This window comes from Streptomyces sp. NPDC057565 (genome assembly GCF_042801455.1).
In the GTDB taxonomy this organism is placed as follows: domain Bacteria; phylum Actinomycetota; class Actinomycetes; order Streptomycetales; family Streptomycetaceae; genus Streptomyces; species Streptomyces yanii.
The window spans coordinates 220,175-236,333 of record NZ_JBHVFU010000006.1 but is presented as its reverse complement, the minus strand read 5'-3'; the positions used below and the strand labels follow the sequence as shown (position 1 = coordinate 236,333).

The window sequence follows — 16,159 nt, the reverse complement described above, 5'->3', positions numbered from 1 at the left end:
CGTGGATCGCAGCGACCGGGCGGGCGCATCCCTAAGATCACTCCATGGCAGGTACCGGAGACAGCGAACCCGGAGAAGTCGAGCCCGGGGAGACCGGGTTCTGGGCGCCGGGTGATCAGATTCTGTGGCGCTACCGCGGCAACGGTCCGCGGTCGCCCGGCCGCGCCCACAGCCCGGTCCACATCTGCCGTCCCGTCACCGTGGTCCAGGACACCGCCGAGCTGCTCGCCGTGTGGATGGCACCCGGCACCGAATGCGTGAAGCCGGTCCTCGCCGACGGCACCAATGTGCACGCCGAGCCGCTCGCCACCCGGTACACCGCGCCCCGTACCACCGCCCGTTCGATCTGGTTCGGCACCGGCGTGCTCAAGCTCGCCCGGCCCGGCGAACCCTGGTCGGTCTGGCTGTTCTGGGACCGCGGCTGGAGCTTTCGCAACTGGTACGTGAACCTGGAGGAACCGCGCACCCGCTGGGCGGGCGGCATCGACTCCGAGGATCACTTCCTCGACATCGCCGTCAGCCCCGACCGCAGCTGGCGCTGGCTGGACGAGGACGAGTTCGCGCAGGCGCAGCGGGTCGGGCTGATGGACCGGGACACCGCGCGGCGGGTACGGGAGGCGGGCCGCGCGGCCGTCCGCGTGATCGGCGCGTGGGGGGCGCCGTTCCGGGACGGCTGGGAGAACTGGCGGCCCGATCCGCAGTGGCGGGTACCCGCGCTGCCGGATGACTGGGACCGTACGCCCTCGCATATGCCGTCGTGAGACCCTTGATGCACCCCAGGGGGGCAAACGTAGGATCGTCCTCCGGAGGGCTGCTCCGCTTCAACCGGCGGGCGCGGCGCAGGACCTGACCGCAAGTCATCGCACGAGTTGCACGATCTTCATGAGCCGCATCAGTTGTATGAGTCGCAAGAACCGCATGGACCACGACGAGGGGGTGGAGACGTGCACGCTGTCCGCCGCCCACGCGCCGGAAACGTTGTCACCTACACACCTCGCAGGCATACGGTTTCGGCCCCGTCGAGCGGGGCATGCGGTGACAGCCGTTGTCATCGCCGCTCTTGCCGGGGCACAGTGGCGCCCCACAAGGTGATTGCCTCATACAACCGGCCCGGACGGACGGAACCCCACGCGTGACGGAGCACCCCACCTCCCACGAAGGCCGGCAGCCTCTCGCCGCCCGGTCACAGGAACGCACCCGGCCACGGCAGCAGGATGCCGCGCCGCAGGCCGCGCCTGCCTCCGCAGCGATCCCGGGGCCGGCCCCGGCGCCCGGCTCCGGCTCGAACCCCACGGCGATTCCCGGCCCCGCCGGCGCACCGAACCCGGCGACCGCGCCGAGCGCCGCCGCTGCCGGACCGGACCCGCAGGCGGTGGCCCGCCGCGAGGGCGACCGGTTGCGCTTCGTGGGCGCCGCGACCCGCCGGATCGCCCGCGGCATCGACCTGGACGAGATCGTCCTGGGGCTGTGCCGGGCCAGCGTGCCGACGTTCTCCGACGCCATACTCGTCTACCTCCGCGACCCGCTCCCGGTCGGCGACGAGCGTCCCGTCACTCCGTTCGTGCTGCGGCTGCGCCGGTCCGACCGGCTGCGTTTAAGCGATGAAGACTCCGAGGCCTCGCCCTCCGCGGAGGGCGAGCGGCTGCGGCTGCCCGCCCTCGACCCGCACGCCGATCTGATGCCCGCGGCCGAGCTCTGCGAGGTCCGGGCGGGCGGCGCGCTCGCCGAGGTGCTGCGCGGCGTACGGCCCGTCTTCGGTGACTCCGCGACGGCCCGCGTCGCCCTGCCCGAGCTGCTCGGCGCCGGGCGCACCGTACCCTCCGGCCACCGGGCGATCCTCGCCCCGCTGCGCGGCCGCCGGAGGGTGATCGGTGCTGCCGTCTTCCTGCGCGGGACCGAGCGGCCCCCCTTCGAGGCCAACGATCTGCTGGTGGCCGCGCAGCTGGCGACGCACACCGCGCTGGGTATCGACAAGGCCGTGCTGTACGGGCGCGAGGCGTACATCGCCGACGAGCTGCAGCGCACCATGCTGCCCGACTCGCTGCCGCAGCCCACCGGTGTCCGGCTCGCCTCCCGCTACCTTCCGGCCGCCGAGACCGCCCGGGTCGGTGGCGACTGGTACGACGCGATCCCGCTGCCCGGCAGCCGGGTCGCCCTGGTCGTCGGCGACGTCATGGGCCACTCCATGACCTCCGCGGCGATCATGGGGCAGCTGCGTACCACCGCGCAGACCCTCGCCGGGCTCGACCTGCCGCCGCAGGAGGTCCTGCACCACCTCGACGAGCAGGCACAGCGACTCGGCAGCGACCGCATGGCGACCTGCCTGTACGCGGTCTACGACCCGGTCGCTCACCGGATCACCATCGCCAACGCCGGGCACCCGCCGCCCGTCCTGCTTCACCTGGGTGGCCGCGCCGAGGTGCTGCGGGTGCCGCCCGGTGCCCCGATCGGCGTCGGCGGGGTCGACTTCGAGGCGGTCGAGCTGGACGCGCCCTCGGGCGCCACGCTGCTGCTGTACACCGACGGTCTGGTGGAGTCCCGGCTGCGGGACGTCTGGACCGGGATCGAACAGCTGCGCGAACGGCTCGCCGCCACCGCCCGGCTCACCGGACCGGACCATTCGCCGCCGCTGGAGGCGCTCTGCGACGACGTGCTCGACATGCTCGGCCCCGGCGACCGGGACGACGACATCGCGCTGCTCGCCGCCCGCTTCGACGGGATCGCGCCGAGCGATGTCGCGTACTGGTTCCTGGAACCGGAGGACTCCGCCCCCGGACGGGCCCGCCGGCTGGCCCGCAGGGCGCTCGGCCGGTGGGGGCTCGACGAACTCTCGGACTCGGTGGAGCTGCTGGTCAGCGAGGTGGTCACCAATGCGGTGCGGTACGCGGAGCGGCCGGTCACGCTGCGGCTGCTGCGGACCGACATCCTGCGCTGCGAGGTCGGTGACGACGCCCCGCAGCTCCCCCGGCAGCGCCGGGCACGCGACATGGACGAGGGCGGCCGTGGGCTGTTCCTGGTGAACCGGCTGGCCAGGCGGTGGGGGGCGACCCGGCTGTCGACCGGCAAGGTCGTCTGGTTCGAGATGCCGACCCGCAGCCAGTAGGAGGAGACACCACCTCGCCACATTTGGACAAATAGGGACGATCGCCACATGTTGCCATCCTCCCGTCGTCGGAGTTGACTTCAGTCGTGACCGGGCGCCGCCTGGACGATTTGACCGACACCCCGCACCGACGGGAGGACGCTCGTGTCCGAGAAGACCAAGAACACTCCCTACACCACGAACAACGCCGGGAACCCGGTGGAGAGCGACGAACATTCGCTCACCGTCGGATCCGACGGGCCGATCCTGCTCCAGGACCACTACCTGATCGAGAAGATGGCCCAGTTCAACCGTGAACGGGTCCCCGAGCGGGTGGTCCACGCCAAGGGCTCCGGGGCCTACGGCACCTTCGTCGTGACCAACGACGTCAGCCAGTTCACCAAGGCGGACCTCTTCCAACCGGGCAAGCAGACCGCCATGCTCGCCCGATTCTCCACGGTCGCCGGCGAACAGGGCTCCCCGGACACCTGGCGCGACCCCCGCGGTTTCGCGCTGAAGTTCTACACGGAACACGGCAACTACGACATGGTCGGCAACAACACGCCGATCTTCTTCGTACGGGACCCGATGAAGTTCCAGGACTTCATCCGCTCGCAGAAGCGCCGCCCGGAGAGCGGGATCCGCGACCACGACATGCAGTGGGACTTCTGGACCCTCTCCCCCGAGTCCGCGCACATGGTGACGTGGCTGATGGGCGACCGGGGCATCCCGAAGACCTACCGCAACATGAACGGATACAGCTCGCACGCCTACATGTGGGTGAACGCGGGTGGCGAGCGGTTCTGGATCAAGTACCACTTCAAGACCGACCAGGGCATCGACTTCTACACCCAGGCCGATGCCGACGAGATCGCGGGTATCGACGGCGATGTCCACCGCCGCGACCTGTTCGAGTCGATCAAGCGCGGCGATCACCCGAGCTGGACGCTGTACGTCCAGGTGATGCCGTTCGACGACGCACCGGACTACCGGTTCAACCCGTTCGACCTGACCAAGGTGTGGCCGCACGGCGACTACCCGCTGATCGAGGTCGGCCGGATGACGCTGAACGAGAACCCCGAGGACTTCTTCGTCCACATCGAGCAGGCGTCCTTCGAGCCGTCGAACCTGGTGCCCGGCATCGGTCCGTCGCCCGACAAGATGCTGCTCGGCCGGCTCTTCTCGTACCCCGACACCCACCGGTACCGGATCGGCCCGAACTACGCGCAGCTGCCGCCGAACCGGCCGCGCTTCGGTCGGAACTCGTACGCGAAGGACGGCCCCATGCGGTACGAGCCGACGCGCACGGGAGCGGTCTACGCACCGAACTCGTACGGCGGACCGGCCGCGGACACCGAGCGCTACGGCGACCCGGCGGGCTGGGCCACGGCGGGCGAGATGGTCCACGAGGCGTACAAGCTGCACAGGGAGGACGACGACTGGGGCCAGGCGGGCACCATGGTCCGCAAGGTGCTCGACGACGCGGCGCGCGAGCGGCTCGTGTCGAACATTTCCGGCCATCTCCTGGACGGTGTGAGCCGCCCGGTCCTGGAACGGGCGCTGCAGTACTGGCGCAACGTGGACAAGGATCTCGGCGACCGGATCGCCAAGGAGGTCAACGGCGGCTGACCGCGCACGCCGGACACACGGCGAAGGGTGCCACGGAACGTATCCGTGGCACCCTTCGCCATATCAGCCGGGTGAGCTGTGCGTGAGCCGCGTCAGCCCTGCACGCGGCTGTTCTGCCTGCCGTCCGCCGGTTTCAGCGGGACTTCGGCACTGTCCGTCGGATCCGGGACGGTCGGCGGGCCGCTCGACGTGCCGCCCGAGGGCGTCGGGTCGGACGGCGCCGACGGGGGCGGACTGTCCGTCGGCGGCTCGGAGGACGGTGCCTCGCTGGACGGCTGGTCCGACGGGCTGGCCGATTCCGACGGCTGTCCGCTCGGGCTCGGCGAGGTCGAGGACGGCGGCGGCGTCACGGCCGCCCCCATGTCCGTGTCCAGGTCGAAGGCGCTTCGCCCGCCCATCACCTGGAACGTGTAGTCCGCCCAGATCTCGGCCGGGAAGCCACCGCCGTTGACGCGACCGCCGCCCGCGGTGCCCTTCAGGGTGACCTGCGAACCCTTCTGGACCTGCTTGCCGTCGGCCCCCTTCTGGGACTCTGCGGCCTCACCGAAGAGACCGACCGAGGTGACGAGCTTCGGGGTGTAGCCGGTGAACCAGGCCGACTTGTTGTTGTCCGAGGTACCCGTCTTGCCGGCCACCTGCTGGCCGCCGCGGCCCGGGGCCTCGCGCACCGAGACCCGGGCCGTGCCGTCGTCGACCACGCCGGTCAGCACCGAGGTCACCGAGTCCGCGGCCTGGCGGCTGATCACCTGCTCGCCGATCGGGTCGGGCAGCGCGATCGGGGCGCCGCCCTGCCGGGAGGCGGACTTCACGATCGACGGGGTGACCTTCTTGCCGTGGTTGTCGAGCGTCGCGTAGATCCCGGCCATCTCCATGGGGCTCGCGCCCATCGAGCCGAGGGTCTGCGCGGGCACGACCGGCAGGCCCTCGACGTCCATGCCGAGCTTGCCCGCGGTCTCCATCACCTTGTCCATGTGGACGTCCACGCCCATCTGTGCGAAGACGGAGTTGATGGACTTGTTCATCGCCGTCTGGACGGTGACCTGGCCATAGTTCGCGTTGTCCTCGTTGGGCGGCGCGAAGGCGATGTCACTGCCCTCGACCGGACGCCGGCTGTTGCCGTCGTACCGGGTGTTGGCGGTGATCGGCTGCCCGTCCTGCGTCTGGGCCTCCTGGTCGAGCGCCGCGGCGAGGATGATCGGCTTGAAGGTGGAGGCGGGCTGGTAGTCGCGCCGGGTGGCGTTCGACGTCCAGTGCTCGGTCAGCCCGGTGCCGCCGTACAGGGCGACGACCGCCCCGGTCTTCGGATTCACCGAGACCGCGCCGGCCTGCACGTCCTTGTCGACGCTGCGGCCCTTCGTGTCGAGCTTGCTGGTCAGCCTGGCCTTGACCGACTGCTCCAGCTGCTGCTGCTTCTTCTTGTCGATGGTGACCGTGATGGTCCAGCCGCCCGCGTCGAACTGCTCGTCGCTGAGGTGCTCCTGCTTCTGCACCACGGCGCGCGCCGCGTTGACGATGTAGCCCTTCTGGCCGGTGAGACCGTCCGCGGGCTTGGGGTCCTGCGGCACCGGGAACTGCAGCCCCTGGCGCTTGCCGGCGTCCAGCCAGTGCTCGCCGACCATGTTGTTCAGTACGTAGTTCCAACGCTCCTTGACCAACCGCTTGCCCGTGGGCGAGGCGACGGCCCAGTCGTACTGGCTCGGTGCCTGGAGCAGCGCCGCGAGGTAGGCGCCCTCGGCGACGTCCAGGTCCCGGGCGTCCTTGCCGTAGTACGCCTGCGCGGCGGCCTGGATGCCGTAGGCGCCGCGGCCGTAGTAGCTGGTGTTGATGTACCCGGCGAGGATGTCGTTCTTGCTCTTCTTCTGGTCGACCTTGAGGGAGATCACCAGCTCCTTGAGCTTGCGGGTGACCGTCTGGTCCTGGTCCAGGTAGTAGTTCTTGACGTACTGCTGGGTGATGGTCGAGCCACCCTGCTTGCCCTTGCCGGAGATCGTGTTGATCAGACCGCGCGCGGTGCCCTTGAAGTCGACGCCCTTGTCCGTGTAGAAGGACTTGTTCTCGGCGGCGACGAAGGTCCGCTGCACGTCCTTGGGGACCTCGGACAGGCCCACTATCTCCCGGTTGACCTTGCCGGTGCGGGCCAGGACGGTGCCGTCGGGGTACTTGTAGACGTTGCTCTGGAGCTTGGCCTGGGCGTTGCCCTCGGGTACGTCCACGATCATGTAGAGCACGAAGAACGCGCCCATGCCGAGCAGGCAGAACCCGAAGAACGTGCCCAGCAGTTTCTTCCACGTGAAGAGTCTGCGTATGCCGCCGCTCTTCGTAGCCCGTCGCGCACCGCGCTGTTGGGCTCGTCGCGCATCCGCTCGACCCATCGCTGTGTTGCTCCCTGTTTCTCTGCTCGCCCGGATCCCCCTCGGCCCAGCCAGCTAACACTGTCGGCAGGGACAAAAGGCAAGAGATCCGGTCCTTTGTGGACGTGACAATCAGCACCCGTTCCTTAGGGAACCGACGAACGAGAGGTGCACAAGGTTGCGAGAACAGCTAATCTGATATCAGATTGCTAGTACTCTTCCAGCAGGCAAACAGGGGGATTCCATGACCGACCACCCCAGTTCGCACAGCGACCAGCTCCCCGAGATGCCGGAACCCCGGGTCCGGGAGACCACGGCCCACTCCATTCCCGGTGGGCTCGGCCTCCTCCTGACCGTCCTCGGCGTCTTCCTCGGCGTCGGGCTGGCGATCCTCGGCGGCGTCCTGGGCGCGAACGGGCACAACGGGGTGGGCATCCCGATCTTCATCCTCGGCCTGCTGCTCGTCATCGCCTCGTTCTTCTGCATGAGCGGCGTCAAGATGGTCGCGCCCGGCGAGGCCCGCGTCATCCAGCTCTTCGGCCGGTACGTCGGTACGATCCGCGCCGACGGACTGCGCTGGATCAACCCGCTCACCAGCAGCCGCAAGATCTCCACCCGGGTCCGCAACCACGAGACCGCGGTCCTGAAGGTCAACGACGCGTACGGCAACCCGATCGAGCTCGCCGCGATCGTCGTCTGGAAGGTCGAGGACACGGCTCAGGCGCTCTTCGAGGTCGACGACTTCCTGGAGTTCGTCGCCACGCAGACGGAGGCGGCGGTCCGGCACATCGCGATCGAGTACCCGTACGACGCCCACGACGAAGGCGGCCTGTCACTGCGCGGCAACGCGGAGGAGATCACCGAGAAGCTGGCCGTCGAACTCACGGCCCGGGTGCAGGCCGCCGGCGTACGGATCATCGAGTCCCGCTTCAGCCACCTCGCGTACGCCCCCGAGATCGCCTCCGCCATGCTTCAGCGACAGCAGGCAGGGGCCGTCGTCGCGGCCCGTCAGCAGATCGTCGAGGGCGCGGTCGGCATGGTCGAGATGGCGCTCACCCGGATCGCCGAGCAGGACATCGTGGAGCTGGACTCCGAACGCAAGGCGGCGATGGTCAGCAATCTGATGGTCGTGCTGTGCGGAGACCGGGCGGCGCAGCCGGTACTCAATACGGGCACCCTGTACCAGTGACAGGAGACAGGCCACCCGCCCGCAAGCAGGTACTGCTGCGGCTGGATCCGGCGGTGCATGACGCGGTGGCGCGGTGGGCGTCGGACGAGTTGCGCAGCGCGAATGCGCAGATCGAGTTCCTGCTGCGCAGGGCGCTGGCGGAGGCGGGCCGGCTGCCGCGCGCCGCCGGCCCCCTGCCGCGCCGCGGCCGCCCTCCACGATCACCGGCCCCCGACGGGGACGAGTAGCCCTCGACCGCCGGCGGGCCCGCATGCCCCCTCGGCGCGGGAAGGGCTTGCCCTTCCCCCGCCGGAGAACTTGCCCCCGATCGCCGGAGGGGCCGGGACACCCAGCCGGGGTCGGCCCGAAGCCAGGTATACACACCAGGTATACACGCCGTGTACAGTGCTGGACATGTCTATCGGCCACACCCTGCTGGGACTCCTGGAGTCCGGCCCCCGCCACGGCTACGACCTCAAGCGCACGTTCGACGAGAAGTTCGGCCATGACCGCCCCTTGCACTACGGCCAGGTCTACTCGACCATGTCCCGGCTCCTCAAGAACGGCCTCGTCGAGGTCGACGGCATCGAGAGCGGCGGCGGCCCCGAGCGCAAGCGGTACGCCATCACCGAGGCCGGGATCACCGATGTCTCGGCCTGGCTCGCCCAGCCCGAGAAGCCGGAGCCGTATCTCCAGTCGACGCTCTACACCAAGGTCGTCCTGGCCCTGCTCACCGGCCGCAGCGCCGCCGATCTGCTGGACGCCCAGCGCTCCGAGCACCTGCGCCTGATGCGTATCCTCACCGACCGCAAGCGCAAGGGCGACCTGGCCGACCAGCTGATCTGCGACCATGCGCTGTTCCACCTCGAGGCCGACCTCCGCTGGCTGGAACTGACCACCGCGCGACTCGGCCAGCTCGCGAAGGTGGTGAACCCGTGACCCCCGCCGGTTCCCTGCTGACCGCCCACGACCTGCACAAGTCGTACGGTTCGACGTCGGCGCTCGACGGCGCCTCGTTCTCCATCCACCCCGGCGAGGTCGTCGCCGTGATGGGTCCGTCCGGCTCCGGCAAGTCGACCCTGCTGCACTGCCTCGCCGGGATCGTCACCCCCGACCGCGGCACGATCACCTACGCGGGCCGCGAGCTCTCCACGATGTCCGACGCCGAACGCAGCGCCCTGCGCCGCACCGAGTTCGGCTTCGTCTTCCAGTTCGGCCAGCTCGTCCCGGAGCTGACCTGTGTGGAGAACGTCGCCCTGCCGCTCCGGCTCAGCGGAGCCCGGCGCAAGGACGCCGAACGCACCGCCCTGACATGGATGGAGCGACTGGAGGTCGACGATCTCGGCGCCAAGCGCCCGGCCGAGGTCTCGGGCGGCCAGGGTCAGCGCGTGGCCGTGGCCCGAGCCCTCGCCTCCTCCCCCAAGGTGATCTTCGCGGACGAGCCGACCGGTGCCCTGGACTCCCTCAACGGCGAGCGGGTCATGGAGCTGCTCACCGATGCCGCCCGGTCCGCCAACGTCGCCGTGGTCCTGGTGACGCACGAGGCCCGCGTCGCCGCGTACTCCGACCGTGACGTCACGGTGCGCGACGGCCGGGCCCTCGATCTGGAGCACGCGGTATGACCCTGCTCGACCGCACGACGGACCCGGTCACCGAGCGGCCCCGGCCCACCGAGCCCTCCCGTTTCACCGCACTTCTGCGCGATCTCGGTCTCGGCATACGGTTCGCCTGCTCAGGGGGGCGCGAGGGCTGGACCCGCACCCTGCTCACCGCCGTCGGCGTGGGTCTCGGTGTGGCGCTGCTGCTGGCCGCCGCCTCCGTACCGCATCTGATCGACCACCGATCCGCGCGTGAGCAGGCCCGCACCGAGGCCGCGGGCCCGTCCCGATCCGCCGTCCCGAAGTCGGACACCACGGTCCTTCGGATCGACGCGGAGACCGAGTACCGCGGCCGCACCGTCACGGGCTTCCTGATGCGTCCGGACGGTACGCACCCGGTCACCCCGCCCGGAGTGACACGCTTCCCGGGTCCGGACGAGATGGTCGTCTCACCTGCCCTGAAGGATCTCCTCGGTTCCTCGGACGGCGGTCTGCTCAAGGAGCGGCTGCCGTACAGGATCATCGGCACAATCACCGACACCGGCCTGATCGCCCCCGGCGAACTGCATTTCTACGCGGGCAGCGACACGCTGACCCCCGCCCGTGGCGGTCACCGGCTGGCCGGCTACGGCGACCCCGGCCCGGCACGGCCCCTGACCCCCGTTCTCATCGTCCTGATCATCATGATCTGCGTCGTGCTGCTGGTCCCGGTCGCGATCTTCATCGCGACGGCCGTCCGCTTCGGCGGCGACCGCCGCGACCGCCGGCTCGCCGCACTGCGCCTGGTGGGTGCGGGCATCCGGACGACCCGCCGGATCGCAGCCGGCGAAGCGTTCTTCGGTTCGGTACTCGGCCTCCTCGCCGGCCTGGCGTTGTTTCTGGTGGGGCGTGAGTTCGTCGGCAGCATCGAGGTGTGGGACGTCAGCGCGTTCCCGTCCGACCTGGTGCCCGAGCCCTGGCTGGCCGCGCTGATCGCCGTGGCGGTTCCGGTGTCGGCTGTGATCGTCACCCTGACCGCCCTGCGTTCCGTGGTGATCGAGCCGCTCGGCGTCGTACGCAACAGCCGCAGCCGCAGGCGCCGGCTCTGGTGGCGGCTGCTGGTGCCGGTCGCGGGACTGGTGGTGCTCGGGGTCACCGGCAAGGTCTCCCCGGGCGCCCCCGTCGATCCGTATCCGATCGCGGGCGGTGCCGTGCTGGTCCTGGTGGGGCTCGCACTGCTGCTGCCGTGGCTGGTCGAGGCATGCGTGAAGCGGCTGCGCGGCGGACCGGTCCCCTGGCAGCTCGCCACGCGCCGACTGCAGTTGAACAGCGGGGCGGCGGCCCGCGCGGTCAGCGGCATCACGGTCGCGGTGGCGGGCGCGGTGGCTCTGCAGATGCTGTTCGCCGCGGTGGGCGACGAGTTCAACCGGTTGACGGGTCAGGACCCGGCGCGAGCCCAGTTCTTCACGATCTCCGAGAACGTGAGCGGCGACGCCGCCACCCGGACCATCAAGGAGTTCCGGGCCACCAAGGGCGTGGAGGCGGTCATCGGCACGGTCGAGGTGTACGTGACCAAGCCGGGCACGTACACCGACGACGAGATCCAGCCCACCGCCTTGCTGACCATCGGCGACTGCGCGACTCTGCGCGAGCTCGCCCGGATCGGCTCCTGCGAGGAGGGCGACGCGTTCGTCGTCCACCCGCGGAACGACAAGAAGATGAGCGACTGGGTGGACAAGGCCGCCCGCAAGGGCAAGGAGGTGGAGATCGGCTCGGGCTCGGCCCAGCAGAACGGCAAGGGGGCGAAGCGCTGGACGCTGCCCGCCGACGCCCTGACGGTGGTCGACCGCCGCGACCCGATGGGCGAGGACCACTGGGGCATCATGGCGACCGTGGGTGCGATCGACCCGACCAAGCTGCCGGGCGCGACGACCAGGGCGCAGATCCGGGTCGACGAGGGCGTCGAGGACGTCGCCGAGTACGTACGGAACACGGCGGCCCGGCTCGATCCCGGCATGCGGGTGGTCACCCTGCGGTCGGTCGCGCGCGACCGGCAGTACGCCAGCGTGCAGCAGGGACTTCAGGTCGGCGCGACCGCGACCCTGCTGCTGATCGCCGCGTCGATGCTGGTCTCCCAGCTGGAGCAGTTGCGGGAGCGGGGGCGCCTGCTGTCGGTCCTCGTCGCCTTCGGCACCCGGCGGACCACCCTCGGCTGGTCGGTGCTGTGGCAGACCGCCGTACCGGTGGTCGTCGGTCTGGTGGTGGCGGTCGCGGGCGGGCTCGGGCTCGGCGCGGTGATGATCCGGATGATCGCCAAGAAGGTCACCGACTGGTGGCTGTTCCTGCCGATGATCGGCGCGGGTGCGGGGCTGATCCTGCTGGTCACTCTGGTCTCGCTGCCCGCCCTGTGGCGCCTGATGCGGCCGGACGGTCTCCGTACCGAGTGAGGGGGGGCGGGGCGCGGTTCCTCCGGGAGGACGGACCACGCCCCGCGATCCAGTGCCGGTCACGGCACTGGGGCGTGTGTCGGAAGTCCCGCCTGCCCCGCGACGCCCGGCACGCACGCTCGCTGCGTTGTCGGGCCCGCCCTGCGGGCGGACGGCGGGACTTCCGACACACGCCCTAGGTGTCCGTGGCCACCCGTACGGGCAACACCCGCATCGCCTCGCGCAACGCGGCGGCGAACTCCTCGAACTCGCCCTGCCGGGCCGCCCCTGTCCGCATCCCCAGCGCCACCCGCCGCGAAGGAGCGGGGTCCGCGAAGTACCCCGTGGTCAGTGCGTCGTTGCGGGCGGTCTCGACGGTCACGGCGGTGCGCGGCAGCAGTGTCACCCCGAGTCCGCCCGCGACCAGCTGCACCAGCGTGGAGAGCCCGGCCGCGGTGGTGGTGACCGGCGCCCCCTCCGTACGGCCCGCCTCCCGGCAGATGTCGAGGGCCTGATCGCGCAGGCAGTGCCCTTCGTCGAGCAGCAGCAACGGCAGTTCGCGCAGCGCCTCGCGCGGGATGTCGGCGCGCCCGCCCAGCCAGTGGCTGCGCTCCATGACCAGCACGAAGTCCTCGTCGAAGAGCGGGAGTTCGGTCACCTGTGGTACCCCGAGCGGTACGGCGAGCAGCAGCAGGTCCAGCCGTCCGGCGGCCAGCCCCTCCAGCAGCGACGAGGTCTGCTCCTCGTGCACCTGGAGGTCGAGCTCCGGGTAGCGGTCGTGGACCAGCCGCAGCACGGCCGGCAGGAGGTACGGGGCGACGGTCGGGATCACACCGAGTCTGAGCACTCCGGTGAACGGCGCCCGGACCGCCTCGGCCTCCTCCATCAGCTCGCCCACGGCCTCCAGCACCACCCGGGCCCGCACCGCGAGCCGCTCCCCGGCGGGCGAGAGCAGCACCTTGCGCGTCGTACGCTCGATGAGCTGGACACCGAGTGCCTCCTCCAGTGCGGACACGGCTCCGGAGAGCGCGGGCTGACTCATCCCGATCGCTGCCGCCGCGTCCCTGAAGTGCAGATGTTCGGCCACGGCCGTGAAGGCGCGCAGCTGCGACAGGCTGGGCTGTTTGGGGCGATTACCCTGCTTACTCTGCACCACTGATAGGCACCTCCGATCATCACGACCAAGTGTAGCTATTTCCGCGATCAATGCACTCTGTGCCATGGTGGACACCGTCCAACCCTCAGGAAGTCCCGCAAAAGGGAATTCCTACGCTGCAAGGAGAGCGCGTGCTCACTGTCGGTGACAAGTTCCCCGAGTTCGACCTGACTGCTTGTGTTTCGCTGGAGAGCGGCAAGGAGTTCGAGCAGATCAACCACAAGACCTACGAGGGTCAGTGGAAGATCGTCTTCGCGTGGCCGAAGGACTTCACCTTCGTGTGCCCCACCGAGATCGCCGCCTTCGGCAAGCTGAACGACGAGTTCGCCGACCGTGACGCCCAGATCCTCGGCTTCTCCGGTGACTCCGAGTTCGTGCACCACGCCTGGCGCAAGGACCACCCGGACCTGACCGACCTGCCTTTCCCGATGATGGCCGACTCGAAGCACGAGCTCATGCGTGACCTCGGCATCGAGGGCGAGGACGGCTTCGCGCAGCGCGCCGTCTTCATCGTCGACCAGAACAACGAGATCCAGTTCACGATGGTGACCGCCGGTTCCGTGGGCCGTAACCCCAAGGAGGTCCTCCGGGTCCTCGACGCCCTGCAGACCGACGAGCTGTGCCCCTGCAACTGGACCAAGGGCGAGAACACCCTGGACCCGGTCGCGCTCCTCTCGGGCGAGTGAGCTGACACCGACATGGCACTCGACGAACTGAAGGCCGCTGTTCCGGACTTCGCCAAGGACCTGAAGCTGAACCTCGGTTCGGTCATCGGGAACAGCGAGCTCCCGCAGCAGCAGCTGTGGGGCACCGTCCTCGCCTGCGCGATCGCCTCGCGCTCGCCGAAGGTGCTGCGCGAGCTGGAGCCGGAGGCCAAGGCCAACCTCTCCGCCGAGGCGTACACCGCGGCGAAGTCGGCGGCCGCCATCATGGCGATGAACAACGTCTTCTACCGGACCCGGCACCTGCTGTCGGACCCCGAGTACGGGACGCTCCGTGCGGGTCTGCGGATGAACGTCATCGGCAAGCCGGGCGTGGAGAAGGTCGACTTCGAACTGTGGTCGCTCGCCGTCTCCGCGATCAACGGCTGCGGCCAGTGCCTGGACTCCCACGAGCAGGTGCTGCGCAAGGCCGGCGTGGACCGTGAGACCATTCAGGAAGCCGTCAAGATCGCCTCGGTGATCCAGGCGGTCGGCGTCACCCTCGAAGCCGAGGCCGTGCTCGCCGAGCAGTAACAGCAGGACCCCTGATACGAGAAGGGCCCCGAGGACGACCGACCGTCCTCGGGGCCCTTCTTTCTGCCCTACTCCGTCTCCGGCTGCGCCACTCCCCCATAGGCGTCGCCGTCGCGGTGTTCCTCGGGTGGCGGCGCCGGCGCCCGGGTCGGCGCGACGCCGACCGTCGTGGCGCCGCGCGGCTGCGGTGCGTGCCGCAGCGCCTCCTCCTGCCCGTACTTCCGCAGATAGCCGACCACCGTGTTGGTGACGGCGACCAGCGGCACGGCGACGACCGCACCGCTGATGCCCGCGACCATGCCGCCCGCTGCGACCGAGAGGACGACGGCGAGCGGGTGGACGCGTACCGCACGGCCGAGGATGAACGGCTGCAGCACGTGGCCCTCGATCTGCTGCACGGCCAGCACCACGAGCAGCACCATCAGCGCGGTGAACACGCCTTCGGTGACCAGCGCGACGACCACCGCGAGCGCTCCGGAGATCACGGCGCCGACGAGCGGGATGAAGGCGAAGAGAAAGATGAAGACAGCGAGCGGCACCGCCATCGGCACATCGAGGAACCAGATGCCGAGCCCGATGAAGATCGCGTCGATCAGGGCGACCAGCACCGTGCCCCGCACATAGGCGGTCAACGTCCGCCAGGCACGTGGCCCGGCGCCCGCGACACCCGGCCGCGCCTGCGCGGGCACCAGCTTCAGCACCCAGCGCCAGATGCGCTTCCCGTCGTACAGCAGGAAGAGCGTCGAGAACATCGCCAGCAGTATCCCGGTGAGGACCTCCACCATCACGGTGACGCCCTGGAGTCCGGCGGAAGTTATCTCCTCGGTGTTGGTGCCGATGGTGTCGCTGAGATTCTTCGCGACATCGTTGATCTGCTGCTCGGTGACGTGGAAGGGGCTGTCGAGCAGCCAGCGCTTCAGCTCGTCGATACCGTCCCGCACCTTGTCGGAGAGGGTGTCGAGGTTGTCCATGACCTGCCAGACCACGAACCAGCCGACCAGGCCCATGATGATGAAGCCCAGTATCGCGGTGACGGCGGTGGCGAGACCCCGCGGAAGTCCGTACCTCCGCAGCCGGGCGACGGTCGGCTGCAGCATCGCGGTGACGAGCAGCGCGGCGGCGAACGCCAGCACCACCAGCTGTACGGCGCTGATGACCTTCATCAGCACCCAGAGCGTGCCCGCGAGGACGAGCAGCCGCCAGCCGGCCTCGGCCGCGACGCGCATCCCCCAGGGGATCGCCGCGACCGGATCGGGGCGGGCGGCGACTGCGGGTGCGTAGGCGGGCGGCGCCGGGACCCGGCCGGGGTCGGTGGACCGGTCTTCGGCGGTGGACACCGCGGCGACGAACGCGACCGGGACCACGGCCTGCGCGTCCCTGTCCCCCTCGATGTCCTCCTCGGCCTCCGCTGCGGCGCGACGTTCCTCCAGGCGGTCGCCCAGCTCGGTCAGTTCGGCGCCCAGCCGCCCGAGCCACCCTGGCAGTTTCGACATAAGTGTTCCTCTACCCCCGAGTTCTCTCCCCACCACTCCCCC

Annotated in this window: 13 protein-coding genes; 10 read left to right on the top strand and 3 right to left on the bottom strand. The window is 69.9% G+C overall.

What is annotated here, in order from left to right:
* The first annotated feature begins 44 nt into the window (after nt 1-44).
* From ACFU8W_RS15605 to ACFU8W_RS15595, 3 genes are all read left to right on the top strand, one after another.
* Complete coding sequence (locus tag ACFU8W_RS15605) at nt 45-761, top strand: DUF402 domain-containing protein (protein WP_384036703.1); 717 nt, start codon at nt 45-47, stop codon at nt 759-761.
* 371 nt (nt 762-1,132) lie between these two features.
* Complete coding sequence (locus ACFU8W_RS15600) at nt 1,133-3,103, top strand: SpoIIE family protein phosphatase (protein ID WP_384036700.1); 1,971 nt, start codon at nt 1,133-1,135, stop codon at nt 3,101-3,103.
* A 144-nt stretch (nt 3,104-3,247) separates the two neighbouring features.
* Nucleotides 3,248-4,711, top strand: a complete 1,464-nt coding sequence (locus ACFU8W_RS15595; protein ID WP_384036697.1) for a catalase — start codon at nt 3,248-3,250, stop codon at nt 4,709-4,711.
* A gap of 92 nt (nt 4,712-4,803) precedes the next feature.
* Here the strand turns inward: ACFU8W_RS15595 and ACFU8W_RS15590 are convergent, their stop codons facing one another.
* On the bottom strand, nt 4,804-7,083 hold the full coding sequence (locus ACFU8W_RS15590; RefSeq protein WP_384036694.1) for a transglycosylase domain-containing protein: 2,280 nt from the start codon (nt 7,081-7,083) through the stop codon (nt 4,804-4,806).
* 223 nt (nt 7,084-7,306) lie between these two features.
* Here ACFU8W_RS15590 and ACFU8W_RS15585 point away from each other — a divergent pair, with 223 nt between their 5' ends.
* The 5 genes from ACFU8W_RS15585 (at nt 7,307) to ACFU8W_RS15565 (ending at nt 12,254) form a co-directional block, all read left to right on the top strand.
* Nucleotides 7,307-8,251, top strand: a complete 945-nt coding sequence (locus ACFU8W_RS15585; RefSeq protein ID WP_384036691.1) for an SPFH domain-containing protein — start codon at nt 7,307-7,309, stop codon at nt 8,249-8,251.
* A complete protein-coding gene (locus ACFU8W_RS15580) occupies nt 8,248-8,478 on the top strand; it encodes a hypothetical protein (RefSeq protein ID WP_266982019.1) in 231 nt (76 codons plus the stop codon). The genes ACFU8W_RS15585 and ACFU8W_RS15580 overlap by 4 nt, the downstream gene beginning before the upstream one ends.
* Before the next feature lie 166 nt (nt 8,479-8,644).
* Complete coding sequence (locus tag ACFU8W_RS15575; RefSeq protein WP_345515299.1) at nt 8,645-9,169, top strand: PadR family transcriptional regulator; 525 nt, start codon at nt 8,645-8,647, stop codon at nt 9,167-9,169.
* On the top strand, nt 9,166-9,852 hold the full coding sequence (locus ACFU8W_RS15570; protein ID WP_384036686.1) for an ABC transporter ATP-binding protein: 687 nt from the start codon (nt 9,166-9,168) through the stop codon (nt 9,850-9,852). The genes ACFU8W_RS15575 and ACFU8W_RS15570 overlap by 4 nt, the downstream gene beginning before the upstream one ends.
* Entirely contained in the window at nt 9,849-12,254 is a 2,406-nt protein-coding gene (locus ACFU8W_RS15565) for an FtsX-like permease family protein (protein WP_384036683.1), read from the top strand. The genes ACFU8W_RS15570 and ACFU8W_RS15565 overlap by 4 nt, the downstream gene beginning before the upstream one ends.
* 175 nt (nt 12,255-12,429) lie before the next feature.
* Here ACFU8W_RS15565 and ACFU8W_RS15560 read toward each other — a convergent pair whose 3' ends face one another.
* The gene (locus ACFU8W_RS15560; RefSeq protein WP_345515295.1) at nt 12,430-13,389 is read right to left on the bottom strand and encodes a hydrogen peroxide-inducible genes activator; all 960 of its coding nucleotides are present in this window, start codon (nt 13,387-13,389) and stop codon (nt 12,430-12,432) included.
* Between the two features lie 131 nt (nt 13,390-13,520).
* Between ACFU8W_RS15560 and ACFU8W_RS15555 the strand changes: the two genes are divergently transcribed.
* Complete coding sequence (locus tag ACFU8W_RS15555; RefSeq protein WP_037688641.1) at nt 13,521-14,075, top strand: peroxiredoxin; 555 nt, start codon at nt 13,521-13,523, stop codon at nt 14,073-14,075.
* A 12-nt stretch (nt 14,076-14,087) separates the two neighbouring features.
* Nucleotides 14,088-14,624, top strand: a complete 537-nt coding sequence (locus ACFU8W_RS15550; RefSeq protein WP_266982030.1) for an alkyl hydroperoxide reductase — start codon at nt 14,088-14,090, stop codon at nt 14,622-14,624.
* 68 nt (nt 14,625-14,692) lie between these two features.
* Here ACFU8W_RS15550 and ACFU8W_RS15545 read toward each other — a convergent pair whose 3' ends face one another.
* A complete protein-coding gene (locus ACFU8W_RS15545; protein ID WP_384036678.1) occupies nt 14,693-16,117 on the bottom strand; it encodes an AI-2E family transporter in 1,425 nt (474 codons plus the stop codon).
* Between the last annotated feature and the right edge of the window lie 42 nt (nt 16,118-16,159).

Excerpts from the sequence above, each read along its gene's own strand:
- ACFU8W_RS15605 (WP_384036703.1), top strand. The coding sequence starts at position 45 with ATGGCAGGTACCGGAGACAGCGAACCCGGAGAAGTCGAGCCCGGGGAG.
- ACFU8W_RS15590 (WP_384036694.1), bottom strand. The coding sequence starts at position 7,083 with ATGGGTCGAGCGGATGCGCGACGAGCCCAACAGCGCGGTGCGCGACGG.
- ACFU8W_RS15585 (WP_384036691.1), top strand. The coding sequence starts at position 7,307 with ATGACCGACCACCCCAGTTCGCACAGCGACCAGCTCCCCGAGATGCCG.
- ACFU8W_RS15575 (WP_345515299.1), top strand. The coding sequence starts at position 8,645 with ATGTCTATCGGCCACACCCTGCTGGGACTCCTGGAGTCCGGCCCCCGC.
- ACFU8W_RS15565 (WP_384036683.1), top strand. The coding sequence starts at position 9,849 with ATGACCCTGCTCGACCGCACGACGGACCCGGTCACCGAGCGGCCCCGG.
- ACFU8W_RS15550 (WP_266982030.1), top strand. The coding sequence starts at position 14,088 with ATGGCACTCGACGAACTGAAGGCCGCTGTTCCGGACTTCGCCAAGGAC.
- ACFU8W_RS15545 (WP_384036678.1), bottom strand. The coding sequence starts at position 16,117 with ATGTCGAAACTGCCAGGGTGGCTCGGGCGGCTGGGCGCCGAACTGACC.